This is a genomic window from Streptomyces adustus, assembly GCF_009377175.1.
GTDB classification, from domain to species: Bacteria; Actinomycetota; Actinomycetes; order Streptomycetales; family Streptomycetaceae; genus Streptomyces; species Streptomyces adustus.
Map to the genome: position 1 here is coordinate 14969 of NZ_VJZD01000053.1, position 24158 is coordinate 39126.

20 protein-coding genes are annotated in these 24158 nt (G+C 67.8%); 9 read left to right on the plus strand and 11 right to left on the minus strand.

Annotation, left to right across the window (positions count from 1 at the left end; translation table 11 throughout):
- Positions 1-25 precede the first annotated feature (25 nt).
- Positions 26-2431 carry a DUF6049 family protein gene (locus tag FNH09_RS15865; RefSeq protein ID WP_162468648.1) on the minus strand — a complete coding sequence of 802 codons (2406 nt, stop codon included), beginning with the start codon at positions 2429-2431 and terminating at the stop codon, positions 26-28.
- 261 nt (positions 2432-2692) lie between these two features.
- Here FNH09_RS15865 and FNH09_RS15870 point away from each other — a divergent pair, with 261 nt between their 5' ends.
- Positions 2693-4135, plus strand: coding sequence for a CCA tRNA nucleotidyltransferase (locus FNH09_RS15870; protein ID WP_162468649.1), 1443 nt, complete (start codon positions 2693-2695; stop codon positions 4133-4135).
- A 137-nt stretch (positions 4136-4272) separates the two neighbouring features.
- Here the strand turns inward: FNH09_RS15870 and FNH09_RS50175 are convergent, their stop codons facing one another.
- From FNH09_RS50175 to FNH09_RS15890, 4 genes are all read right to left on the minus strand, one after another.
- A complete protein-coding gene (locus tag FNH09_RS50175) occupies positions 4273-4584 on the minus strand; it encodes an LppU/SCO3897 family protein (protein ID WP_375973538.1) in 312 nt (103 codons plus the stop codon).
- 287 nt (positions 4585-4871) lie between these two features.
- Positions 4872-6134, minus strand: a complete 1263-nt coding sequence (locus FNH09_RS15880) for an MFS transporter (RefSeq protein ID WP_152888320.1) — start codon at positions 6132-6134, stop codon at positions 4872-4874.
- A 126-nt stretch (positions 6135-6260) separates the two neighbouring features.
- Positions 6261-7343: an inositol-3-phosphate synthase gene (locus tag FNH09_RS15885; protein WP_152888322.1), complete on the minus strand. Its 1083-nt coding sequence runs from the start codon at positions 7341-7343 to the stop codon at positions 6261-6263.
- A 43-nt stretch (positions 7344-7386) separates the two neighbouring features.
- Positions 7387-8070, minus strand: coding sequence for a PadR family transcriptional regulator (locus tag FNH09_RS15890; protein ID WP_152888324.1), 684 nt, complete (start codon positions 8068-8070; stop codon positions 7387-7389).
- Between the two features lie 374 nt (positions 8071-8444).
- Here FNH09_RS15890 and FNH09_RS15895 point away from each other — a divergent pair, with 374 nt between their 5' ends.
- Both FNH09_RS15895 and FNH09_RS15900 read left to right on the plus strand, forming a co-directional pair.
- Entirely contained in the window at positions 8445-11150 is a 2706-nt protein-coding gene (locus FNH09_RS15895; protein ID WP_152888326.1) for a transglycosylase domain-containing protein, read from the plus strand.
- Between the two features lie 131 nt (positions 11151-11281).
- Positions 11282-12781 carry a glycosyltransferase family 87 protein gene (locus tag FNH09_RS15900; protein ID WP_152888328.1) on the plus strand — a complete coding sequence of 500 codons (1500 nt, stop codon included), beginning with the start codon at positions 11282-11284 and terminating at the stop codon, positions 12779-12781.
- 99 nt (positions 12782-12880) lie between these two features.
- On the opposite strand, the gene FNH09_RS15905 is transcribed toward FNH09_RS15900, so the two are convergent.
- The 3 genes from FNH09_RS15905 to FNH09_RS15915 all read right to left on the minus strand — a co-directional run bounded on the left by FNH09_RS15905 (position 12881) and on the right by FNH09_RS15915 (position 15599).
- The gene (locus tag FNH09_RS15905) at positions 12881-13912 is read right to left on the minus strand and encodes an alanine racemase (RefSeq protein WP_152888330.1); all 1032 of its coding nucleotides are present in this window, start codon (positions 13910-13912) and stop codon (positions 12881-12883) included.
- 65 nt (positions 13913-13977) lie between these two features.
- Positions 13978-15099 (minus strand): peptidoglycan bridge formation glycyltransferase FemX, encoded by a 1122-nt coding sequence (femX, locus tag FNH09_RS15910; RefSeq protein ID WP_152888332.1) that lies wholly within the window; start codon positions 15097-15099, stop codon positions 13978-13980.
- A 188-nt stretch (positions 15100-15287) separates the two neighbouring features.
- Positions 15288-15599: a hypothetical protein gene (locus FNH09_RS15915; protein WP_152888334.1), complete on the minus strand. Its 312-nt coding sequence runs from the start codon at positions 15597-15599 to the stop codon at positions 15288-15290.
- Positions 15600-15886: 287 nt separating this feature from the next.
- On the opposite strand from FNH09_RS15915, the gene rpsF reads away from it, so the two are divergent.
- The 4 genes from rpsF (at position 15887) to rplI (ending at position 17626) form a co-directional block, all read left to right on the plus strand.
- On the plus strand, positions 15887-16177 hold the full coding sequence (rpsF, locus tag FNH09_RS15920) for a 30S ribosomal protein S6 (RefSeq protein WP_005482942.1): 291 nt from the start codon (positions 15887-15889) through the stop codon (positions 16175-16177).
- 77 nt (positions 16178-16254) lie between these two features.
- The gene (locus FNH09_RS15925; RefSeq protein WP_152888336.1) at positions 16255-16842 is read left to right on the plus strand and encodes a single-stranded DNA-binding protein; all 588 of its coding nucleotides are present in this window, start codon (positions 16255-16257) and stop codon (positions 16840-16842) included.
- An 82-nt stretch (positions 16843-16924) separates the two neighbouring features.
- Positions 16925-17161 (plus strand): 30S ribosomal protein S18, encoded by a 237-nt coding sequence (rpsR, locus tag FNH09_RS15930; RefSeq protein ID WP_003949403.1) that lies wholly within the window; start codon positions 16925-16927, stop codon positions 17159-17161.
- Between the two features lie 18 nt (positions 17162-17179).
- Complete coding sequence (gene rplI, locus FNH09_RS15935) at positions 17180-17626, plus strand: 50S ribosomal protein L9 (protein ID WP_030665943.1); 447 nt, start codon at positions 17180-17182, stop codon at positions 17624-17626.
- A gap of 181 nt (positions 17627-17807) precedes the next feature.
- Here rplI and FNH09_RS15940 read toward each other — a convergent pair whose 3' ends face one another.
- Entirely contained in the window at positions 17808-19145 is a 1338-nt protein-coding gene (locus FNH09_RS15940) for an MATE family efflux transporter (protein WP_152888338.1), read from the minus strand.
- A gap of 460 nt (positions 19146-19605) precedes the next feature.
- On the opposite strand from FNH09_RS15940, the gene dnaB reads away from it, so the two are divergent.
- Positions 19606-21084: a replicative DNA helicase gene (gene dnaB, locus FNH09_RS15945; RefSeq protein WP_162468651.1), complete on the plus strand. Its 1479-nt coding sequence runs from the start codon at positions 19606-19608 to the stop codon at positions 21082-21084.
- A gap of 61 nt (positions 21085-21145) precedes the next feature.
- On the plus strand, positions 21146-22540 hold the full coding sequence (locus FNH09_RS15950; RefSeq protein ID WP_152888340.1) for a serine hydrolase domain-containing protein: 1395 nt from the start codon (positions 21146-21148) through the stop codon (positions 22538-22540).
- A gap of 65 nt (positions 22541-22605) precedes the next feature.
- Here the strand turns inward: FNH09_RS15950 and FNH09_RS15955 are convergent, their stop codons facing one another.
- Together FNH09_RS15955 and FNH09_RS15960 are read right to left on the minus strand one after the other, a co-directional pair.
- Positions 22606-23058 (minus strand): GNAT family N-acetyltransferase, encoded by a 453-nt coding sequence (locus FNH09_RS15955; protein ID WP_152888342.1) that lies wholly within the window; start codon positions 23056-23058, stop codon positions 22606-22608.
- A gap of 65 nt (positions 23059-23123) precedes the next feature.
- Positions 23124-23990 carry a GNAT family N-acetyltransferase gene (locus FNH09_RS15960; protein WP_162468652.1) on the minus strand — a complete coding sequence of 289 codons (867 nt, stop codon included), beginning with the start codon at positions 23988-23990 and terminating at the stop codon, positions 23124-23126.
- Positions 23991-24158: the final 168 nt, after the last annotated feature.

The window sequence follows — 24158 nt, forward strand, 5'->3', positions numbered from 1 at the left end:
CCCGGGCCCACCGGCCACGACATCCTCAACGGTCCACTCTCTCACCCGTGCCGGACGGGTCGACGCTTTCCGCTGCGGTGTCCGGCGTCGGGTCACTCGGCTGCTCCGGGGCGTCTTCCCCGGACCGGCTGCCGGACTCTTCCTTGAGACGGCTGCGGGGCCCCTCGGGGTTCAACGGGCCCTCGGTCGGCTCGTCGGCCCCGCCGCCCTCACCGCCCTCGTCGGGGCCGTCCTCCTGGCCCTCGCGGGCCGCCGCGCGCTTGCGCTGGGTGTACATGCGGAACCCGGCGAGGACCAGAAGCAGGACGCCACCGCCGATGACCAGCATCACCGTGGCCGTGATCTCGGTGACCTTCACGTCGAAGGTCACCGGTGCGCCGTACTCCTGGCCGTCCTGCGTGTACAGCTGGGCGATCACCGTGGTCTGGCCGTTGACGTTGGCGGACGTGGGGAACTTCACCGTCTGGCTGTGCCCGCCGGAGACCGCGATGGGCTGCTCGGAGTAGGGCTTGCCGCTGATCTTCAGCCGGGTCGAGTTGGTCGAGGTGAGCCGCAGCACCAGATGGTCGACGCCCTGCACCAGATTGTTCTGCACCGTCACGGGGATCGTGGCGCTGCGTCCGGAGAGTTTGGTGTCGGACTTGTCGATCAGCTTGACCTGGGCGGTGAGCGTGTCGAGGTAGCTCTCGACGTCCTGGCGGAAGGTGCTTGCCTCGACCGGCAGGCCACGCCACGACGTGGACATCTCACGGTTCAGCGCCCGGCCGAACGGGGTCACGACCCGGGACTCGTCGGTGAGGATCACCTGGAAGTTGTCGAGCGTGTCCTGCGTGCCGGCGATCTGCGCGAAGGCCGACCGCGGCAGTTCCTTCCTGCGCAGCGCGGAGGGGTACTTCGACGCCGAGGGGATCTTGGTGGTGGCGCCCGGGTCCGGCTTGGCCTTGGCGGCCGCCGTGAGCTCCTGCGACTGGGACCAGTTCCCGCTCTGGAGGGCGCTCAGGGCCGCGGCCATCGCCTGCGCCTGGGTGCCGGACGGCATGCGCTGCGGTGCCACGACGATGCTGCGCTGTTTGTCGGTCTGGAGGTTGAGCGCGAGGCTCTGGGCCAGGAACCGCTGCACGGCGAGCGTGGAGTCCGAGGCTTTCGTCAGATCGCCCTGGAACGCCTTGGACAGCCGTGAGTCCGCGACCACCGCCGTGGTGCCGCCGCCGAGGGGGCGGGCGGCCGAGGGGGTGTAGGACAGGCCACCGGTCTCCACCAGGCTGTCGCTGCGCGCGATCACCTTGTCGGCGCCCGCGGAGGTGGCGACCTTGACGATCGACGGGTCGACGGCGCCGTCGACGGGCCAGGCGAAGTCTGTGTTCGGTGTCACATGGAGAATCGGCTCCACCGTGTTGGCGACCACGTCGGAGGCCGCCTTGAGGTGACTGAGTGAGCCTGTGACGCTTGTCCCGTTGTGGGCGAGGGCCGCCAGGTCGGGGTCGGCGAAGGGCAGGGCGACGACGTCCTTGTCCACCACCGCCTTCTGGAGTTCGGCCAGCCACGCCTTGGCGATCGCCTGGTGGGTGCCCGCCGTGGTGGTGTCCTCGGGGCCCCGCACCTTGTAGCTGCGGGTCATGGCGTCGACGGAGGCGAGCAGGTCCGGGTCGATCACCCAGGTGACGTCCAGGCTCTTGCCCAGGGACAGCAGCTGGTCGAGACGACCGCCCGGGGAGATCTCCTGGGCCAGGTCGTCGTCGAGGAACACCGGTGTCTGCTGCTCGTTCGAGCCGGTCTCCGCCGTCATGTGGACGGTCGAGATCAGCGGCCACAGCACCGTCGTCTTCGTCTTCGTGTCCGCCTCGTCCGGCTGCCACGGCAGGAACGTCCGCTGGATGCCCAGCACCTGCTCCCACGGCTGTGCGGCCGTCTGCCCGGAGAGGGAGACGCCGAGCGGGTAGATGCCGTCCTTGCCGAGGTCCAGCTTGTCGACCGGCACGGAGATGCTGAAGTGCTGCGCGACGCCCGGGGCGAGCTCGGGGAACTCCTGCACGTACGAGCCGCCGACCTCCGAGCCGTCCGCGCCGGAGTAACCGGTGCGGTCGGCGGTGGCGTCGATCGCCGAGCGGGTGGTCAGCACGGAGCCCACCCGCAGGCCCACATGGGCGTCGCTGACCGCCTGCTTGCCGTTGTTCGTCACCGTGCCGGAGACGGTCACGGTGTCCCCGTCGGTCGGCACGGACGGGGTGAGCGTGTCGACGGCGACGGACACGGCGCGGGAGCCGGAGGCCGCCTTCGCGGAGCCCTGTACCGCTGCCTGCGCCGAGGCGGCAGCGGGCAGCTGGAGCAGACCGGCCAGCAACGGTGCCCCGGCGAGCAGTGCTCCGGTGCACCGCAGCAACCGGCGGGCAGGTGAGGGACTGGTCCCCTGGAAGTCTGCCGCCTCGGCCACGCGCTCGCCCGTCCCTCGTCGTCGTCAGTGGTCGTTGGAATGTGCGTCCACGCATGGTAACGATGTGCGCTGAGGGGAAGTGCCGCGGACTGCACTACAAGATCGGGGAGTGCCGGCAGGCCGGACCCCTATCTGCCGATATAGAAGAGAACCTTCGATCTAGGTTCACAAAGGCGCACTCTGCGAGCGTATCGGCCGGGATGTCTGCGCGTGATTAATGCGGACGCCTCCGGTCGCCCCGGCCACGTACCCTCTTCTGTTGTGCCGAACGCCAACGAAGACACCTCCAGCGCCCTGAGCCAGGGGCAGCACCACGCGGTCAGTGAACTGCTGCGGGTCGCTCCTGTCGCCGATGAGCTCGCCCACCGTTTCCAGGAGGCCGGGTTCTCCCTCGCCCTGGTCGGCGGGTCGGTCCGGGACGCGCTGCTAGGCCGGCTCGGCAACGATCTGGACTTCACGACCGACGCCCGTCCCGAGGACGTACTGAAGATCGTCCGGCCCTGGGCGGACGCCCTGTGGGAGGTCGGGATCGCGTTCGGCACGGTCGGGGCGCAGAAGGACGGCTACCAGATCGAGGTGACCACCTACCGCTCCGAGGCGTACGACCGGACCTCGCGCAAGCCCGAGGTCTCCTACGGCGACTCCATCGAGGAGGATCTCGTCCGCCGTGACTTCACGGTGAACGCGATGGCCGTGGCGCTGCCGGCGAAGGAGTTCATCGATCCGCACGGCGGCCGTGCCGACCTCGCGGCCCGCGTGCTGCGCACTCCGGGCACTCCGCAGGACTCCTTCTCCGACGACCCGCTGCGGATGATGCGGGCCGCGCGCTTCGCGGCCCAGCTCGACTTCGAGGTCGCCCCCGAGGTCGTCGCCGCGATGAAGGAGATGGCCGACCGGATCGAGATCGTCTCGGCCGAGCGGGTGCGGGACGAGCTGAACAAGCTCATCCTGTCCGCGCACCCGCGCAAGGGGCTGAGCCTGCTCGTCGACACGGGGCTGGCCGATCATGTGCTTCCCGAGCTTCCGGCGCTGCGTCTGGAGAGTGACGAGCACCACCGGCACAAGGACGTCTACGAGCACACCCTGATCGTCCTGGAGCAGGCGATCGCGCTGGAGGCGGACGGTCCCGACCTCACCCTCCGGCTGGCCGCGCTGCTGCACGACATCGGCAAACCGCGTACGCGGCGTTTCGAGACGGACGGCCGGGTCTCGTTCCACCACCACGAAGTGGTCGGGGCGAAGATGACCAAGAAGCGCATGACCGCGCTCAAGTACTCCAACGAGCTGGTGAAAGACGTCTCACGGCTGGTTGAACTCCATCTGCGCTTCCACGGCTACGGCACCGGAGAGTGGACGGACTCGGCCGTCCGCCGCTATGTCCGGGACGCCGGCCCTCTTCTCGATCGCCTGCACAAGCTGACCCGCTCGGACTGCACCACGCGGAACAAGCGCCGGGCAGCCGCGCTGTCGCGGGCCTACGACGGCCTGGAGGAGCGCATCGAGCAGCTGAAGGAGCAGGAGGAGCTGGACTCCATCCGGCCCGACCTCGACGGCAACCAGATCATGGAGATCCTGGGCGTGGGTCCCGGCCCGGCCGTCGGGCAGGCGTACAAGCATCTCCTGGAGCTTCGGCTGGAGCACGGGCCGATGGAGTTCGACGCGGCGGTGGCGGCGCTCAAGGAGTGGTGGGCCGAGCAGAGCTGACCGCGCGCGGAGCGTCAGCAGAGCTGACGGTGTGCGAAACGGGGGCATGTTTCACGTGAAACATGCCCCCGTTCTGTATGAGGCAGGGGCGGTGTTTCACGTGAAACACCGCCCCTGCCTCATGCCCCCCAAGTGCCTTACTTGATTTCGCTCAGGCAGAGAACGACGTCGTGGCCGCCGCCGGACTGGATGTAGGAGACCGTCGCCTCCGTGACTGCCTCGCACTTCTTGTCGTCACTGGTGTCGTCGAACTTCTTGACGACCTTGTACTGGGCGTCGCTGGAGGAGCAGTCGACCTCGTTGAGGTCGGCGTTGCTGTCCGAGCCGTCGTTGTGCATGCAGGCGCCCACCGAGGTGGTCTCCGCGTCGGTCTCGCTGGCCCAGAAGCCGATGCCGAACTTGATGAGACCGATGATGACGGCGACGACGATCACGCCGACTATGCGCATGACCTTCTTGCCGGCGCTCTTGGCTGGAGCGGCCGGAGGCGGAACCGGAGCGCCACCCTGGTTGGGGAACGGAGCGTAGGGAGCTCCCTGCGGCGGGACCGGCTGCTGCCCCGCGGGCGGGGGAGGCGTCTGGGCGTACGGGTTCTGGCCCTGCGGCGGCGGAGTTGTCACGGTGGAAGTCCCCCTAGGACATGGATGTGCTGATCAGAAGTAAGACCCAGGTAAGTTACCGGGCCCCACTGGTGACTTTGCTCTCTCGAGGGGACTCTGTGGCTTTGATGTGACACTTACCGGTGCTCAAAGCGGGCCATAGCCAGCGCAACCGCGCCGTAGACCGCCGCCACGAACACCACCAGTGCCACCGAGCGGCCGTCCGGGGGGAGCATCACGGCGGCCACCGCGGCGGCACCGACGAAGGCGACGTTGAAGAGGACGTCGTACAAGGAGAAGACCCGGCCACGGAAGCCGTCGTCGACGGAGGACTGCACGACCGTGTCCGTGGCGATCTTGGCCCCCTGGGTGACGAGGCCGAGGACGAACGCGGCGATGAACAGGGCGACTTCGGTGAAGGACAGGAACAGGGCGAGCTCCAGAACGGCAGCGGCCGCCGAGCAGACGACGATCCAACGGCCCGGCCCGAGCCGGCCCACCGCCGACGGTGTCACCACGGCCGCCGCGAAGAAACCCGCTCCGGAGACGGCCACCGCGAGGCCCAGCAGCGCCAGCCCCTCATTCGAGTCGGACGACCAGGCGTACCGGCAGAGCATCAGGACCATGACGGTCAGGGCGCCGTAGCAGAACCGCATCAGCGTCATCGAGGCCAGCGCCCAGGCGGCCTCCCTCCTGCGTGGTTCGGCGAGATGCCGTACACCGGCCGCGAGCCCGTGGGCGGTGCCGCTCAGCGCCGCCGTCAGCCTGGGGTGCACCAACGCGCTGTCGGGGCCCAGCAGATGGGGTGGCATCCGCAGCGACGCGAGGGCCGCGCACAGATACAGCGTGGCGCCCAGCAGCACCACGGCGGCATCGGAGTCCGAGACCACCAGCCGGACGGCGAAGGCGAGGCCGCCGCCTGCGGTCGCGGCCAGCGTTCCGGCGGTCGGGGAGAGCGAGTTGGCCATCACCAGACGTTCGGTGTCCACCACACGGGGCAGCGCGGCGGACAGTCCCGCGAGGACGAAGCGGTTGACGGCGGTGACGCACAGGGCGGAGACGTAGAAGAGCCAGTCCGGGACACGGCCGACCATCAGGGCCGCAGTCACCGTGGCCAGCAGGGTGCGCAGCAGATTGCCGTACAGCAGGACCTGACGTCGGCGCCAGCGGTCCAGCAGAACACCGGCGAAGGGGCCCACCAGGGAGTACGGCAGCAGGAGCACCGCCATCGCGGAGGCGATCGCGGACGCCGAGGTCTGCTTCTCCGGTGAGAAGACGACATAGGTGGCGAGGCCCACCTGGAAGACTCCGTCGGCTCCCTGGGAGAGCAACCTCACGCCCAGCAGGCGCCGGAAGTTCCCGAAGCGCAGCAGGACGCGCAGATCGCGGACGACGGACATGGGGCACAGCCTCACATATGGCGGAGGGTCCCCGGGTCGTGCGACCCGGGGACCCTCAACCGCCCTGGCAGGAGCAGTGTCAGCGTCGCGGCGTGATGCCCGGCCGACGCTCGGCGCTCGGTCTCCCTAGCGCTCGACCTCGCCCTTGATGAACTTCTCGACGTTGGCGAAGGCCTCGTCGTCGAAGTACTGGACCGGCGGGGACTTCATGAAGTACGAGGAGGCCGACAGGATCGGGCCACCGATGCCGCGGTCCTTGGCGATCTTGGCAGCGCGCAGGGCGTCGATGATGACACCGGCCGAGTTCGGGGAGTCCCAGACCTCGAGCTTGTACTCCAGGTTCAGGGGAACGTCGCCGAAGGCACGACCCTCGAGGCGGACGTACGCCCACTTGCGGTCGTCCAGCCAGGCCACGTAGTCCGACGGACCGATGTGGACGTTCTTCTCGCCCAGGTCGCGGTCGGGGATCTGCGAGGTGACGGCCTGCGTCTTCGAGATCTTCTTCGACTCGAGGCGGTCGCGCTCCAGCATGTTCTTGAAGTCCATGTTGCCGCCGACGTTGAGCTGCATGGTGCGCTCAAGACGGACACCGCGGTCCTCAAACAGCTTCGCCATCACGCGGTGCGTGATGGTCGCGCCGACCTGCGACTTGATGTCGTCGCCGACGATCGGCACGCCCGCCTCGGTGAACTTGTCCGCCCACTCCTTGGTGCCGGCGATGAAGACCGGGAGGGCGTTGACGAAGGCGACCTTGGCGTCGATGGCGCACTGGGCGTAGAACTTCGCCGCGTCCTCGGAACCGACGGGCAGGTAGCAGACGAGAACGTCGACCTGCTGGTCCTTGAGGATCTGGACGACGTCGACCGGCGCCTCGGTGGACTCCTCGATGGTCTGGCGGTAGTACTTGCCGAGACCGTCCAGGGTGTGACCGCGCTGGACCGTGATGCCCTTGTTCGGGACGTCGCAGATCTTGATGGTGTTGTTCTCGCTGGCGCCGATGGCGTCGGAGAGGTCGAGGCCGACCTTCTTGGCGTCGACGTCGAAGGCGGCGACGAACTCGACGTCACCGACGTGGTAGTCGCCGAACTGCACGTGCATCAGGCCCGGGACCTTGGACGCCGGGTCGGCGTCCTTGTAGTACTCGACGCCCTGCACCAGCGATGCAGCGCAGTTGCCCACGCCGACGATGGCTACGCGAACCGAACCCATTCCGGTTGCTCCCTGTGTGTACGAGTGAGGCCCTGAATGGGACTCACGTGGCGGTGTCGTCGGGCGTATCCGGCCGGGGGTCGACCCCCGGCCGGGGCAGGCCGCCCGTCGCTCCAGATGTGTTGTCCTGCTGAGCGGGCCCCCCGGGGGCGGAACCTTTGAGGTCCCGCCCGGCCCGCTCACTCTCGATGAGCTCGTTCAGCCAGCGCACTTCGCGCTCCACGGACTCCATTCCATGGCGCTGGAGCTCAAGCGTGTAGTCGTCGAGGCGCTCCCGGGTGCGCGCCAGGGAGGCGCGCATCTTCTCGAGACGCTCCTCCAGCCGGCTGCGGCGACCCTCCAGTACGCGCATGCGTACGTCGCGTGACGTCTGCCCGAAGAAGGCGAAGCGAGCGGCGAAGTGTTCGTCCTCGTACGCGTCGGGGCCGGTCTGCGAGAGCAGTTCCTCGAAGTGTTCCTTACCCTCCGCCGTCAACCGGTAGACGATCTTGGCGCGACGCCCCGCGAGGGAAGCGGCGAGGGCGTCCTCGGGCGCATGGCCCGTCTCCTCGATCAACCAGCCGTTGGTGACCAGCGTCTTGAGACAGGGGTACAGCGTTCCGTAGCTGAACGCCCGGAACACACCGAGTGACGTATTGAGTCGTTTGCGCAGCTCATAGCCGTGCATCGGGGATTCGCGGAGCAGGCCGAGTACGGCGAACTCGAGGATCCCGGAACGCCGGCTCATCGTCGCCTCCTCTCTGCCGCGGACGGGCCGTGACGGTGTCTATGTCGTGCTGATGTATCGACTCGATACATCAGCACGATAGAACGGCCTTCCTCCTGGGACAAGGGGAGGGATGGTGAACGGGATCACATCGCAGATTCGTTGTGTGCAAGTTGCCTGATTTGGGGTGAACTTCGGAGCTCGGCGGGTTTTGGCGGTGCGTAGTCTGTGCGCCATGCACACCACCGGGAACCGAGTGACGCCTGGGGACGTCCTCGTCCTCGGTGCAGTACGGGTGAATGCGAGACCGACCACATCCGTACTTCGGGGGGACCGGAAACCAGCCGCCGTTTCCAGGCGCGCAAAGGTGCGCCTGCCCGAGGAGTAATCGTTCGATGAGCGAGCACCGTCGCAAACCGCCGCAGCCGCAGGGAGGCGGACGCGCCGCGACCCGACGTGGTCAGTCCGGTCCGTCCTCCGGTCGCCGCGCGGCACCGCGAGGCGCCACCGGGTCTCTGTCCGATTCGTACGGGTCGGATTCCTATGAGCCGGACGGCGCCGAGTCGTCGTACGGCAGCCGTGCCGAGGCCCGACGCGCGGCACAGAGAGGTGGAGGCCGCCGCAGAGTGGCCGACAACGGCCCCGGAAGCCGCCAAGGCGGTTCCGCCGGCCCTGGACGAGGCAGGGGGCGTGCGACCGCGCCCGGCAAGAAGCGCCTCATCGACTATCCGCGCTTCGGCAAGGACGGCTGGCGCCGTTGGATGCCGTCCTGGAAGCTTGTGTCCGGCCTGTGCATCGGCTTCGTGGGCAGCCTGGTGGTCGTCGCGGGTGTCGGGTACGCCATGGTGAGCGTGCCGAACGTCGCGGACACCGCGACGGCCCAGAACAACGTCTACTACTGGTCCGACGGCTCGCAGATGGTCGCCACGGGCGGTGAGACCAACCGCCAGATCATCAACCTGTCGCAGATCCCCAAGGCGATGCAGTACGCCGTGATCTCGCAGGAGAACAAGACCTTCTACACCGACAGCGGCATCGACCCCAAGGGCATCGCCCGCGCCGTGCTGAACATGGCGAGCGGCGGTCAGACCCAGGGTGGATCCACCATCACCCAGCAGTACGTGAAGAACGCGCGCCTCGACGACCAGTCGCAGACCGTCACGCGCAAGTTCAAGGAGATCTTCATCTCCATAAAGGTGGGCGCCACGGTCAAGAAGGACGACATCATGGCGGGCTACCTGAACTCCGCGTACTACGGGCGAAACGCCTACGGAATCCAGGCCGCCGCCCGTGCGTACTTCAACAAGGACGCCATCAAGCTGGACCCGGGCGAGTGCGCCTTCCTGGCGGCGATGCTCAAGGGCGCCACGTACTACGACCCCGCCGGCGGTGTCACCTACGACACGACCGCCACGGCCGACGCGAACAGCAAGCGGGCCCTGCGCCAGATGCAGGACACCCTCGACAAGATGGTCGAGTACGGCCACCTAGACCCCAAGGTCCGGGCGCAGTACACGAGGATGCCCGACTGGAAGAACCCGCGCTCGAACACCCAGCTCGGCGGCCAGGTCGGCTATCTCGTCGACCTCGCCAACAGCTACCTGGTGACCCACAGCGACGAGACCGGGATCACCCAGAAGAAGCTCACGCAGGGCGGTTACTCGATCCGCACGACCTTCGACAAGAACAAGGTCAAGGCCCTCCAGGCGGCTGTCTCCAAGGTCCAGAAGGCGAGCATCAAGCCCAAGGAGCGCCCGGAGACCGACACCCACGTCCAGTTCGGCGGGGCGTCCGTGGATCCGGCGACCGGTGCCATCAAGGCCATCTACGGCGGTGAGGACGCGACCAAGCACTTCACCGACAACGCCGACACCACCGGTGCCCAGGTCGGCTCCACGTTCAAGCCGTTCGTGCTCGCCGCGGCGATGAAGTGGGGCGTCCGGGATCCCAAGGGTCTGGCGTCGCAGGCGCAGGACGAGCGCACCATCCCCTCTCCGAAGAGCCTGTTCAGCGGTCAGAACAAGCTCAAGATCAAGGAGTACAACGGGGAGGTCTGGAAGAACGAGAAGGGCGAGGAGTGGCTTCAGACCAACGACGGCAACGCCTCGTACGGTGCCGCGCCCAAGTACCAGATCGATCTTCGTGAGGCGATGCGGGAGTCGGTCAACTCCGCCTTCGTCCAGCTCGGCATGGATGTCGGTCTGGACAAGGTGAAGGAGTCGGCCATGGACGCGGGTCTGCTGGAGTCCAGCCTGACCGGCACCAGCTTCCCGTCCTTCTCCATCGGCATCTCCGACCCCAGCGCCATCCGGATGGCGGGCGCGTACGCCACCTTCGCGGCCAGCGGCCAGCAGCGGAGCCCGTACTCCGTGCAGTCGGTGACCAGCAAGGACGGCCCGGTCTACACGCACAAGGTCAAGTCCGAAGAGGCCTTCACCCCGGCGGTCGCCGACAACGTCACCGACGTCCTGAAGACCGTGGTCGAGAAGGGCACGGGTACCAACGCCCAGCTGCCCGGCCGCGATGTGGCGGGCAAGACCGGTACCACCGACGGCAACAAGTCGGCCTGGTTCGTCGGCTACACCCCGCAGCTGTCCACGTCGATCACGATGTTCCGGTACGACGACGACGAGACCAAGAAGAACCGCACGTTCCTCGAGATGTACGGAACGGGCGGCCAGAAGAAGATCCACGGTGCGTCGTTCCCGGCCCAGATCTGGCACGACTACATGGCGGAGGCGCTGAAGGGCGAGGAGGCGGAGAAGTTCCCGACTCCCGAGCCCATCGGTGAGGTCGTCAACGCGGCGCCCTCGCCGTCCCCGACGCCCTCGGCCACCGAGAGCGAGGAGGCGAGCCCGAGCCCGACGCCTTCGGAGACGCTGACCAGCCCGTCTCCCTCGGCGAGCGAGACCTGCCGGTTCACCCGGCTCTGCAACAACGGCAACGGTGGCAACAACGGCGGCACCACCGACGCCGGCACCACCGACGGCGGCACCACGGACGGCGGGGTGACCTCGTCGCCGACGGCCACGGACACGGCCGACACCTCAAGAGGCAATGCCAACGGCAATGGCGGCATCTTCGGAGGATCGACCGGATAGTCGCGCACATCCCCGGCGTGGGTGTTTCACGTGAAACGCCCGAATGTTTCACGTGAAACGAGGGCCGTCGCACCGATTCAGGTGTGGCGGCCCTCGGCGTATTCCTAGGTGCGTACGGCAGGATGTGCCCCATGCCCAGTGCAGAATCGACATCGACGAGCGTGCACGAGCCGGAGCCGGTACGGCCGACCAGGGACGACGAGGTCGCGGCGGCCGCCAGCGAGCTGATCGGCGGTCCCATCGGCCGACGTGCCCTGCTGGGGACGTCCTGGTGGACCCCGGTACGGGTCGTCGCGCTTGTGGCGATCGGGATGTTCGCCCTCGGTCTCGTCCAGAAGGTGCCGTGCTACGACAGCGGCTGGTTCTTCGGCGCCAGCTCCCAGTACACGCACGCGTGCTACTCGGACATCCCGCACCTCTATCAGGGACGCGGATTCGCCGACGGGCTCGTGCCCTACTTCGACAAGCTCCCCGGCGACATGCAGTACCTCGAGTACCCGGTGCTGACGGGTGTGTTCATGGAGGTGGCCGCCTGGCTGACGCCAGGAAGCGGCACCATCCAGCACCAGGAGCAGTGGTACTGGATGGTCAACGCCGGGATGCTGATGGCCTGCGCGGCCGTCATTGTCGTCTGTGTCTCGCGCACGCACGCCCGTCGCCCCTGGGACGGTCTGCTGGTCGCGCTGGCGCCGGCCTTCGCGCTGACCGCCACCATCAACTGGGACCTTCTGGCGGTCGCTCTGACCGCCGCCGCGATGCTGATGTGGTCGCGGGGCCGTTCCCTCGCCTTCGGCGTCCTCCTGGGGCTCGCCACGGCCGCCAAGCTCTATCCCGTCTTCCTGCTCGGCCCGCTGTTCCTGCTGTGCTGGCGTGCGGGCAAGTGGCGGGACTTCGGAAAGGCCTTGGGAGGCGCGGCGGTCTCCTGGCTCGTGGTGAACCTGCCGGTGATGCTCTTCGCCTTCGAGGGCTGGTCGAAGTTCTACACGTTCAGCCACGACCGGGGCGTCGACTTCGGATCCTTCTGGCTGATCATGGCGCAGAACTCGACCCATCCGCTCAGCACCGACTCGGTCAACACCGTGGCCACGATCCTGGTGCTGCTCTGCTGCGTGGGCATCGCGGCCCTGACCTTCACCGCTCCGCGCCGGCCGCGCTTCGCACAGCTGGCCTTCCTGATCGTCGCGGCGTTCATCCTCACCAACAAGGTGTACTCCCCGCAGTACGTCCTGTGGCTGGTCCCGCTGGCTGTGCTGGCCCGGCCGAAGTGGCGGGACTTCCTGATCTGGCAGGCCTGCGAGGTGGCGTACTTCCTGGGGATCTGGCTGTACCTCGCGTACACGACCAGCGGGGACGCCCACAAGGGTCTGCCTACCGACGGCTATCACTGGGCCATCGGCGTGCACCTGCTGGGGACGCTGTACCTGTGCGGCGTCGTCGTGCGTGACATCCTCATGCCGGAGCGGGACGTGGTCCGCCGGGCGGGCGACGACGACCCTTCGGGCGGGGTGCTCGACGGCGCGGAGGACGTGTTCGTGCTCGGCTCGGCGGCCCATCCGCCCCGGCACGCCGTTCCGTTCGACGGCCCGCAGGTGGAGTGGGGCAAGCAGGAGCCGACCGACGGTTCGCTCTGAGCGAACAGAGCGCGAGCGGGTCACACGAAAGGCCGTACACGGGGACTCCGTGTACGGCCTTCGGCGTATGCGCGCGGCTCAGGGCCGGACCAGTACCGATCAGCGGTCGACGAGGCGGTCGAACTGGGTGGTGGTGTGCCGCAGATGGGCCACCAGCTCCTCGCCGACCTTCGGCTCCGAGGCGTCCGCGGGTACGAACAGGATGGAGACCTGCATGTGCGGCGGCTCGGCGAACCAGCGCTGCTTGCCGTCCCAGACGAACGGTGCGAGGTTCCGGTTCACCGTGGCCAGACCGGCGCGGGCGACGCCCTTGGCGCGCGGCATGACGCCGTGCAGGGCCTTGGGAGCCTCCAGACCCACCCCGTGCGACGTACCGCCCGCCACGACCACCAGATAGCCCTCGGAGGCCGCCTTCTGCTGCCGGTAGCCGAACCGGTCGCCCTTGGCGACGCGCGTGACGTCCAGGACGGCGCCCCGGTACTCGGTGGCCTCGTGGTCGCCCAGCCACAGCCGCGTGCCGATGCGGGCACGGAAGCGGGTCTGCGGGAACTGCTGTTGCAGCCTGGCGAGTTCCTGCGCCTTGAGGTGGCTGACGAACATGGTGTGCAGCGGCAGACGGGCCGCGCGCAGCCGGTCCATCCAGCCGATGACCTCCTCGACGGCGTCCGAGCCGTCGGTCCGGTCCAGCGGTAGATGGATCGCGAAGCCCTCGAGACGGACGTTCTCGATGGCGGCGTGCAGCTGGGGCAGGTCCTGCTCACTGATGCCGTGCCGCTTCATCGAGGACATCACCTCGATGACCACCCGGGCGCCGACCAGGCCGTACACGCCGTCGATGGACGACACCGAGCGGATCACCCGGTCCGGCAGCGGCACGGGCTCCTCCCCGCGCCGGTACGGCGTCAGCACCAGCAGATCGCCGCCGAACCAGTCCTTGATGCGCGCGGCCTCGTACGTCGTGCCGACGGCCAGGATGTCCGAGCCCAGCCGTGTGGCTTCCTCCGCCAGCCGCTCGTGACCGAAGCCGTAGCCGTTGCCCTTGCAGACCGGGACGAGTCCCGGGAACTGCTCCTGCACGTGCTTGTGGTGCGCCCGCCAGCGCGCGGTGTCGACGTAGAGGGTGAGCGCCATGGCCGGACCTGGAACCTTTCTGGTGGCAGCGGTGTGTCAGAGGTATGGAAGCACTGAACGTGACGTCAGCGTCGCGACATGTAGATGTCGAGTGCCTTGTGGAGCAGTTTGTTCAGCGGGAAGTCCCATTCGCCGAGATACTCGGCGGCCTGTCCGCCCGTGCCCACCTTGAACTGGATCAGGCCGAAGAGGTGGTCGGTCTCGTCCAGTGAGTCGGAGATTCCCCGCAGGTCGTAGACGGTGGCGCCGAGCGCGTAGGCGTCGCGCAGCATCCGCCACTGCATCGCGTTCGAGGGGCGGAACTCACGGCCGATGTTGTCGGAGGCGCCGTAGGAGTACCAGACGTGGCCGCCGACGATCAGCATCGTCGCCGCCGACAGGTTCACACCGTTGTGCCGGGCGAAGTACAGCCGCATGCGGTTGGGGTCCTCGGTGTTGAGGGCCGTCCACATGCGCTGGAAGTACGACAGCGGGCGGGGCCTGAAGTGGTCGCGCACGGCCGTGATCTCGTACAGCCGCTGCCACTCCTCCAGGTCGTGGTAACCGCCCTGGACGACCTCGACACCGGCCTTCTCGGCCTTCTTGATGTTGCGGCGCCACAGCTGGTTGAAGTTCTTGTGGACCTCTTCCAGGGAACGGTTGGCCAGCGGCACCTGGTAGACGTAGCGGGGCTGGACGTCGCCGAAGCCGGCGCCGCCGTCCTCGCCCTGCTGCCAGCCCATGCGGCGCAGCTTGTCGGCCACCTCGAACGCGCGCGGCTCGATGAAGTCGGCCTCGATGTCCCGCAGCCGCTTCACGTCCGGGTTCTGGATGCCGGCCTTGATGGAGGTGGCCTCCCAGCGCCGGATGATCACCGGGGGACCCATCTTCACGGAGAAGGCGCCCTGCTGCTTGAGGTGGGCGAGCATCGGCTCGAGCCACTCGGTCAGGTTCGGCGCGTACCAGTTGATGACCGGGCCCTCGGGCAGATAGGCCAGATAGCGCTTGATCTTGGGCAGCTGGCGGTAGAGGACCAGACCGGCGCCGACCATTTCGCCGGTGCGCTCGTCGAACCAGCCGAGGTTCTCGGAGCGCCACTCCGCCTTCACATCGGCCCAGGCCGGAACCTGCATGTGACTCGCCGCCGGCAGGCTCTGGATGTAGGCCAGATGCTGCTCGCGACTGATGGTCCTCAGGGTCAGGCTCATTCGGGGGGCTCCTCGGGCTGGGCTGTCCCCATGGGTACAGGGGCTCCGGCTCTCGCGCGAAGCCTACTGCGCCGTGCCAGCGGCTCGAATGGGCGTATGGGGGGATGTCCCGGCACGGCAACCGGCCGGGACATCCGCGGCGGTCCACACGGTGTCCTTGTGTGGCGACTTCGTGTGGTTCGGCGGATTTAGAAGAGCCCGCCGAAGAGCCCGCCGTGCGCCATGCCGAGATAGAAGCCGAGGGCCGAGGCACCGAGGCCCAGGATCAGCCCGAAGCGCTCGCGGGTCGTCTCGGAGATCCACTGGCCGTAGGCGCCGGTGACGATCCCCACCAGGCCGGCCCAGGAGCTGAGCAGGTGCAGGCTGTGGAAGGCCGATGAGACGAGAGCCGTGATGCCCAGCACCAGGGTCACCGCGAGCAGGGTGTCCTGGAGTACATGGGGCTTTCCGTCCGTGGCGAAGAGACCGCCGACGGTGTTGGGTCGCAATGCCTGTGCCATAGGGCACCTCCTGCGGAAGGCGGCGCATCGTAGCGCCGTACACACCCGATGTGTACAGATTGACGGTCTCCACCCTCGGATTTCAACCGGAAGCGGGTGTGCAGGTAGTCTGTAGCGTCTGCACCGGTGTCTGCCCAGGCTCAGCCATGGATCCGCCCAGGCCAGCGCGGGGACGTCGTCGGACGGCCCCCCGATTGTCAGTGGCGGCCGATACCGTTGCGTACGCATCACAACCCTCCTGCCACGGAACGACCGTGGCCGCTGAGTCCAAAGGAGGTGGGTTACACATGCGTCACTACGAGGTGATGGTCATCCTCGACCCCGATCTGGAGGAGCGCGCTGTCGCCCCCCTGATCGAGAACTTCCTCTCCGTCGTCCGCGAGGGCAACGGAAAGGTCGAGAAGGTCGACACCTGGGGCCGTCGTCGTCTCTCGTACGAGATCAAGAAGAAGCCCGAGGGCATCTACTCGGTCATCGACCTGCAGGCCGAGCCTGCGGTCGTCAAGGAGCTCGACCGCCAGATGAACCTGAACGAGTCGGTCCTCCGGACCAAGGTCCTCCGCCCCGAGACCCACTGAGCTCTCCCGCTCAGCTGATCTCGGGATTCGAGTAGCAGCACCAGCAGCCAGCAGCAAACCCGCCGAGAGGTTCCCCCATGGCAGGCGAGACCGTCATCACGGTCGTCGGCAATCTTGTCGATGACCCCGAGCTGCGCTTCACCCCGTCCGGTGCGGCGGTCGCGAAGTTCCGCGTCGCGTCCACTCCCCGCACCTTCGACCGTCAGACGAACGAGTGGAAGGACGGCGAAAGCCTCTTTCTGACCTGCTCGGTCTGGCGTCAGGCGGCGGAGAACGTCGCCGAGTCGCTTCAGAAGGGCATGCGCGTCATCGTGCAGGGCCGGCTGAAGCAGCGGTCCTACGAGGACCGTGACGGCGTCAATCGCACGGTCTACGAGCTGGACGTCGAGGAAGTCGGCCCCAGCCTGCGCAACGCCACGGCCAAGGTCGCCAAGACCACCGGTCGCGGTGGCCAGGGCGGCCAGGGTGGCCAGGGTGGTTACGGCGGCGGTGGCAACCAGGGTGGCGGCGGCTGGGGCGGAAGCTCCGGCGGCGGCCAGCAGGGTGGCGGCGCCGCCGACCCGTGGGCTTCCGGCGCTCCCGCTGGTGGAAACCAGGGTGGCGGCGGCTGGGGCGGAAGCTCCGGCGGCAGCGGCGGCGGCTACTCGGACGAACCCCCCTTCTAGGCCCAAGGGCCGGACCCCTTCGGGTCCGGCCGGGTCGAGGGCGGGTCGTATCCCAACTTCTTGATCACACAGGAGAAACACCATGGCGAAGCCGCCTGTGCGCAAGCCTAAGAAGAAGGTCTGCGCTTTCTGCAAGGACAAGGTCACGTACGTGGACTACAAGGACACGAACATGCTGCGGAAGTTCATTTCCGACCGCGGCAAGATCCGTGCCCGCCGCGTGACCGGCAACTGCACGCAGCACCAGCGTGACGTCGCCACGGCCGTCAAGAACAGCCGTGAGATGGCGCTGCTGCCCTACACCTCCACCGCGCGATAAGGGAAGGGTGACCGACTCATGAAGATCATCCTCACCCACGAGGTCTCCGGCCTCGGTGCCGCGGGCGACGTCGTGGACGTCAAGGACGGTTACGCTCGCAACTACCTGATCCCGCGGAAGTTCGCTATCCGCTGGACCAAGGGTGGCGAGAAGGACGTCGAGCAGATCCGTCGCGCTCGCAAGATCCACGAGATCCAGACCATCGAGCAGGCCAACTCCGTGAAGGCCCAGCTCGAAGGCGTCAAGGTCCGCCTGGCCGTTCGCTCCGGCGACGCCGGTCGTCTCTTCGGTTCCGTCACCCCGGCCGACATCGCCTCGGCGATCAAGGCCTCCGGTGGCCCCGAGGTCGACAAGCGCCGCATCGAGCTGGGCGCGCCGATCAAGACGCTGGGCGCCCACGAGACGTCCGTGCGTCTGCACCCCGAGGTTGCCGCCAAGGTCAACATCGAGGTCGTCGCGGCCTGATCACCGCGCTTGGCTTGAACAGCCGGGAAGGGGCCGTACCCGTCAGGGTGCGGCCCCTTCCGCATGGCTGGAGCGAGTGAGGTCGTCAGGGGCGTGTGGGACTCTGCGGAGACGGCATCGCCTCGTGGCTGGTGCGGCAGTGGGCATGTTTCACGTGAAACGTCGGTTTCACGTGAAACGGTCAGCGCGTAGCGCCCGTGACGATCCAGCGTCCGGAGCGGGTACGCAGCCACAGCGTCAGCATGCGCACGGTCATCATCAGCGTCATGGCCCCCCACAGTGCGATGAGACCACCGCCGAGAAGTGGGACCAGGAGCGCTACCGGGGCGAAGACCACCAGGGTCACCACCATGGCCCACGCCAGATACGGACCGTCGCCCGCTCCCATCAGGACGCCGTCCAGGACGAAGACGATGCCGCAGACGGGCTGCGAGAGCGCCACCATGAGCAGTGCCGGCAGGGCGGTGTCCTTCACCAGTACGTCGCTGGTGAACAGGGGCAGAAACAGAGGGCGGGCGAGTACCACCAGCAGGCCGAGTGCGAAGCCTGCGGTGATGCCCCACTGCACCATGCGACGACAGGCTTCACGGGCGCCCGGGGCGTCGTCGGCGCCGAGGTACCGTCCGATGATGGCCTGCCCCGCGATCGCGATGGCGTCGAGAGCGAAAGCCAGCAGGCTCCACAGGGACAGGATGATCTGATGTGCCGCGATGTCGGCGTCGCCGAGACGGGCCGCGACGGCCGTGGCGATCATCAGAATCGCCCGCAGGGAGAGAGTCCGGACCAGCAGAGGTACGCCGGCCTGTGCACAGGCCCTGATCCCCTTGGCATCGGGACGCAATGAGGCTCCGTGCTCGCGGGCCCCGCGGACGACCACCACGAGATAGACGGCGGCCATGCCGTACTGCGCGATGACGGTGCCCCAGGCGGAACCGGCGATGCCGAGTCCGACGCCATAGACGAGGCCCGCGTTCAGGACCGCGTTGGCTACGAAGCCACCGATGGCGACGTAGAGCGGTGTTCTGGTGTTCTGTAGACCGCGCAGTACTCCGGTGGCGGCGAGTACGACCAGCATGGCTGGGATGCCGAGCGAGGAGATGCGCAGATAGGTGGTCGCGTACGGGGCCGCCGTGTTCGATGCGCCGAAGAGGTTCACGAGGGCTGGAGCCGCGGGGAGTACGGTGACGATGACGGCGGCACCGAGCAGCAGCGCCAGCCAGATGCCGTCCATGCCCTGGCGGATGGCCGCCTGGAGATCGCCTGCGCCGACGCGGCGTGCCACGGCTGCCGTGGTGGCGTAGGCGAGGAAGACGAAGACGCTCACGGCTGTGGTGAGAAGGGCCGATGCGATGCCGAGCCCGGCCAGTTGTGAGGTGCCGAGATGGCCGACGATGGCACTGTCGGCCATGACGAAGAGAGGCTCGGCGACGAGTGCGCCGAAGGCCGGAACGGCCAGCGCGACGATCTCGCGGTCGTGCTGTCGCCGGGTGGCCCTGGCGGGCGCGGGAGCCTGTGTCATGAGCACTAATCTAACCGTCCACAGGTAAGAGATACAAAGCAATAGTGACCCTTACTGCCCCTCAGGTTGTGTGGACTTTCGCGCAGCGTTCGAGGGGATCTTGGCCCGACCGGGAAAGTTTTTCTTCTGCACAGCCCGTGGACGGGAAAGCGCCTGGTCAGGGCGCCTGTTCTGCGGGGGATGGGAGCTTGTTCACAGGCCTGTCCACCGGGTCGTACACAGGTTTTGCGAAGTTCTCCACAGCATCGGGGCCGTCGTCCACATGGCCTGTGGATAACCAGATTGGCTGACGGTGCCGACAGGCCTACCGTGGTCCGGCGCCCGCTCTGCTCGTCGGTCAGAAAACCATCACAAAACAGACCCGCCGGAACCGGAGTCAGGGCCTCTCATCTGTCAGTGCCGTGCCGTAGAAATGAGTGGCGCGGCGAGGTCCGCTCCGCGGACGGGAGGAGGTGGCTCGGTGAGCATTTCCGAGCCCTTGGACGATCCGTGGGCCGACAGCGGTCCCAGTGATCGTCTGCCCACGTCCCGCCGCCGCGCCGACGGCGGTCGCGGCCGCGGCGAGCAGCACGACCGAGGCCGGGACGACGGTGCGTGGGAGGGCGGGGGCACGGCCTTCGAGCGGGTACCCCCGCAGGACCTCGACGCCGAGCAGTCCGTCCTCGGTGGCATGCTGCTGTCCAAGGACGCCATCGCCGACGTCGTCGAGGTCCTCAAGGGGCACGACTTCTACAAGCCCGCCCATGAAACGATCTTCCAGGCGATCCTCGACGTCTACGCCAAGGGCGAGCCGGCCGACCCGATCACCATCGCGGCGGAGCTCACCAAGCGTGGTGAGATCAACAAGGTCGGCGGCGCGTCGTATCTGCACACGCTCGTCCAGACCGTCCCGACGGCGGCCAACGCCGAGTACTACGCGGAGATCGTGCACGAGCGGGCGGTGCTCCGCCGTCTCGTCGAAGCCGGCACCCGCATCACCCAGATGGGCTATGCGGCAGACGACGATGTGGACGAGATCGTCAACCGGGCCCAGGCCGAGATCTACGCAGTCACCGAACAGCGCACCAGCGAGGACTATCTGCCGCTGGGCGACATCATGGAGGGCGCGCTCGACGAGATCGAGGCGATCGGTTCGCGCAGCGGTGAGATGACCGGTGTACCCACCGGATTCACCGACCTCGACTCGCTCACCAACGGCCTGCACCCCGGCCAGATGATCGTCATCGCCGCCCGACCCGCCATGGGTAAGTCGACCCTCGCCCTGGACTTCGCCCGAGCCGCGTCGATCAAGCACAACCTGCCGAGCGTCATCTTCTCCCTCGAAATGGGCCGCAACGAGATCGCGATGCGTCTGCTGTCCGCCGAAGCCCGTGTCGCGCTGCACCACATGCGCTCCGGCACCATGACGGACGAGGACTGGACGCGGCTGGCACGCCGGATGCCCGAGGTGTCGTCCGCGCCGCTCTTCATCGACGACTCCCCGAACCTGTCGATGATGGAGATCCGCGCGAAGTGCCGTCGGCTCAAGCAGCGCAACGACATCAAGCTGGTGATCATCGACTATCTCCAGCTGATGCAGGCCGGCGGTTCCAAGCGTTCCGAGAGCCGTCAGCAGGAGGTCTCGGACATGTCCCGTAACCTCAAGCTCCTCGCCAAGGAGCTGGAGGTGCCGGTGATCGCGCTCTCCCAGCTCAACCGTGGTCCCGAGCAGCGCACGGACAAGAAGCCGATGGTGTCCGACCTGCGTGAGTCCGGCTCCATCGAGCAGGATGCCGACATGGTGATCCTGCTGCACCGTGAGGACGCCTACGAGAAGGAGTCGCCGCGCGCGGGCGAGGCGGACATCATCGTCGGCAAGCACCGTAACGGCCCGACGGCGACGATCACCGTGGCCTTCCAGGGCCACTACTCGCGATTCGTGGACATGGCACAGACCTGATCCGGGACGGCTCCGGCGAAATGCACTCGACGTGGGATGCCGGGCCGGGTGGACTGGGGCCATGACGTCTTCTCAGCAACAACTGCTGCCCGGCACATGCCGGGCGCTGCTCCACCGCATCGCCGTGGCCCAGGCGGAGGGGCGGGCGCCGTCACTGGTCGCGACCGTCGTACGGGACGGGCAGGCCGTGTGGCACGGCTCCCGGACCTCGGTGGACGGGCACGGGCCGGACGAGCATGTGCAGTACCGGATCGGCTCGATCACCAAGACCTTCACCGCCGTGCTCGTCCTGCGACTGCGTGACGCGGGCCTGCTGGACCTGAGCGATCCGTTGGAGAAGCATCTGCCGGGGACCGGCGCGGGTGAGGTCACCATCGCCGATCTGCTCGCCCACACCGGAGGGCTCGCGGCCGAGTCGCCCGCTCCCTGGTGGGAGCGCACCCCGGGATCGCTGCGGCCGGAACTCGCCGATGTGCTCGGTGAACAGCCGCTGCTGCACCCCGTCGGCCGTCGGTTCCACTACTCGAACCCCGGATACACGTTGCTGGGAGCGCTGGTGGAGAGGCTGCACGGCGCCCCCTGGGAGGACGTCCTTCGGCGTGAAGTACTGGAACCCCTGGGGCTGGAGCGGACGAGTGCCCAGCCTCAGCAGCCGCACGCGGGTGGGTGGGCGGTTCATCCGTGGGCCGATGCACTGCTGCCCGAGCCCGTGCAGGACCTGGGGATCATGGCGCCGGCCGGACAGCTCTGGTCCACCTCCGGTGACCTGGCTCGCTTCGCCGTCTTCCTGGCCCGGGGAGACGACCGTGTGCTGAGCGCCGACACCGTGCGGGAGATGCGGACACCAGCTGCCCCGGCCGAGCCCGCGGACGTGGCGGACGGCGTCAGCTACGGCCTCGGCATGCAGATTCAGCGGCGCGACGGACGGCTTCTTGTCGGTCACTCCGGTTCGCTGCCCGGCTTTCTCGCGAACCTGACCATCAGCGTGGAGGACGATGTCGCCGCGGTGGTGCTGGCCAACTGCACCTCCGGGCCGCTGCTGGGTGCCGTGGGCGCCGATCTCGTGCGTATCGTGGCGGAGGCCGAGCCGCGGATTCCCGCGCCCTGGCAGCCGCTGCTCGAAGTCGATCCGGCGGAGCTGGAGTTGACGGGGCAGTGGTACTGGGGGACCCAGGCCTTTGCGCTGCGCCTGACAGCCGACGGGGCGGCCTCGCTGGAGCCGCTGTCCGGCCTCGGTCGGCGGTCACGGTTCCGGGCGAACGGAGACGGCACCTGGACGGGGCTGGAGGGCTACTACGCCGGAGAGCTTCTGCGGGCCGTACGACGCCTGGACGGGTCCGTGGACCACCTGGATCTCGGGTCGTTCGTGTTCACGCGTCAGCCCTACGACAGGACGGCTTCGGTGCCCGGTGGCGTGGACCCGGACGGATGGCGAGGCCTCAAGCAGCGCCCGTAGAGCGTCGAGGATCCGTCGAGGACGGAAGAGCGGTCTGTTTCACGTGAAACAGACCGCTCTGTGCATCAGAGGCGGAGCTTGAAGCCGACATGCGACGCGGTGAAGCCGAGCCGCTCGTAGAAACGATGTGCGTCTGTGCGGGATGCGTCGGAGGTCAGCTGCACCAGCCGGCAGTCCAGACGCCGCGACTCGTCGACCGCCCACTGGATGAATCGGGTTCCCAGGCCGCTGCCGCGCTCGTCGGCGTGGATGCGTACGCCTTCGATGATCGAGCGGGTGGCGCCCTTGTGGGAGAGCCCGGGAACGATCGTCAATTGGAGGGTGCCGATCACTCGGCCCTCGCGTACCGCCACCATCAGATGCTGGTTCGGATCGGCGGACAGACGCTCCAGGGCCGCCCGATAGGGGGTCAGGTCCTCCGGTGACTCGCGCCGCGCGCCCAGCGGGTCGTCGGCGAGCATCGCGACGATCGCCGGTATGTCGTCTGTCGTGGCCGGCCGAATATCGAAATCTCCCATGGCCGCACCCTATGCATCCGCAGCTGCACGCCGTCGCCTTCGTGGCGTGAACCTCGTCGCTGCGGTCAGCCCGCCGCCACCGTCACGGGGGCGAACCGTCGGCTCCAGTCGCCCGGGAGCTGCGGGACGCCGTACGTCATGACCGCGTTGAAGGCGACGGACACCAGGCCGCGCTCCTTCAGCCATGTCAGCAGTTCTTCGTGCCGTACATCGACATCGGTCCGCAGCGGACGGTCGGTGTGGGCGGCGAGGGAGGAAACAAGGGCTTTGGCTGTCTCCGTGTCACGGGCGATCAGCGGGCCCACCACATGGGTGTCCATGTTGGGCCAGATGGCTGCGTAGCCGATGATCCGGTCGTTCTCCACGGCGACGCACAGCCGGTCGGCGAAAGCGGGCAGGCGCGTGACGATGTGGGTGCGGTCAAGACCGAAGACCTCTTCGTCGAGCAGAAGGATCTCCGTCAGGTCCGCGGCCGTGGCCGCGCGGGTGGTGATGCCGGGCCGCGCTCCGCCAGGGGTGAAGTGCCCGCGCACCATCTCGGCTCGCCCGGTGACCTTGAAGCCCAGTTCCTCGTACAGCGGAAGACCGTTCGGCGTCGCGTGCAACGTGAGAGGCGTGGGCCCCATCGTGGAGACGATGCGGCGCATCAGCCGACGTCCGACACCCTGACGGGCGTGCCGCTCGGCGACCAACACCATGCCGATGGCGCCCAGTCCGGGACGCTCCCGCGGTCCGTACTCGGTGACCACGCAAGCGGCGACGAGGCCGCCATCGGGATCGTCGATGCCGTATCCCGTTCCGGCCGTGAGCAGGAAGCTCCATTTGTGTTCCTCCCGGGGCCACCCCCGGTCCTCCGACAGGTCGGCGCAGGCGGAGAGATCGCGAAGCGTCAGACAGCGGACGGGGAGAGAGGCGAGGGAAGGAGTGCGCACGCAGGTCAGGCTGTCCGACCGGTGGCCTCTGCGTCCACCCGTTTCGAACGAGACATACACGCTTTTGGCCATGTTGGGACCGGGCCCGCGGGGTGCGGAGAGAACGAGGGTGTTTCACGTGAAACACCGGCAAACGGCAGGCGTCCTATGCTCCCGCCCCGAGCCGGG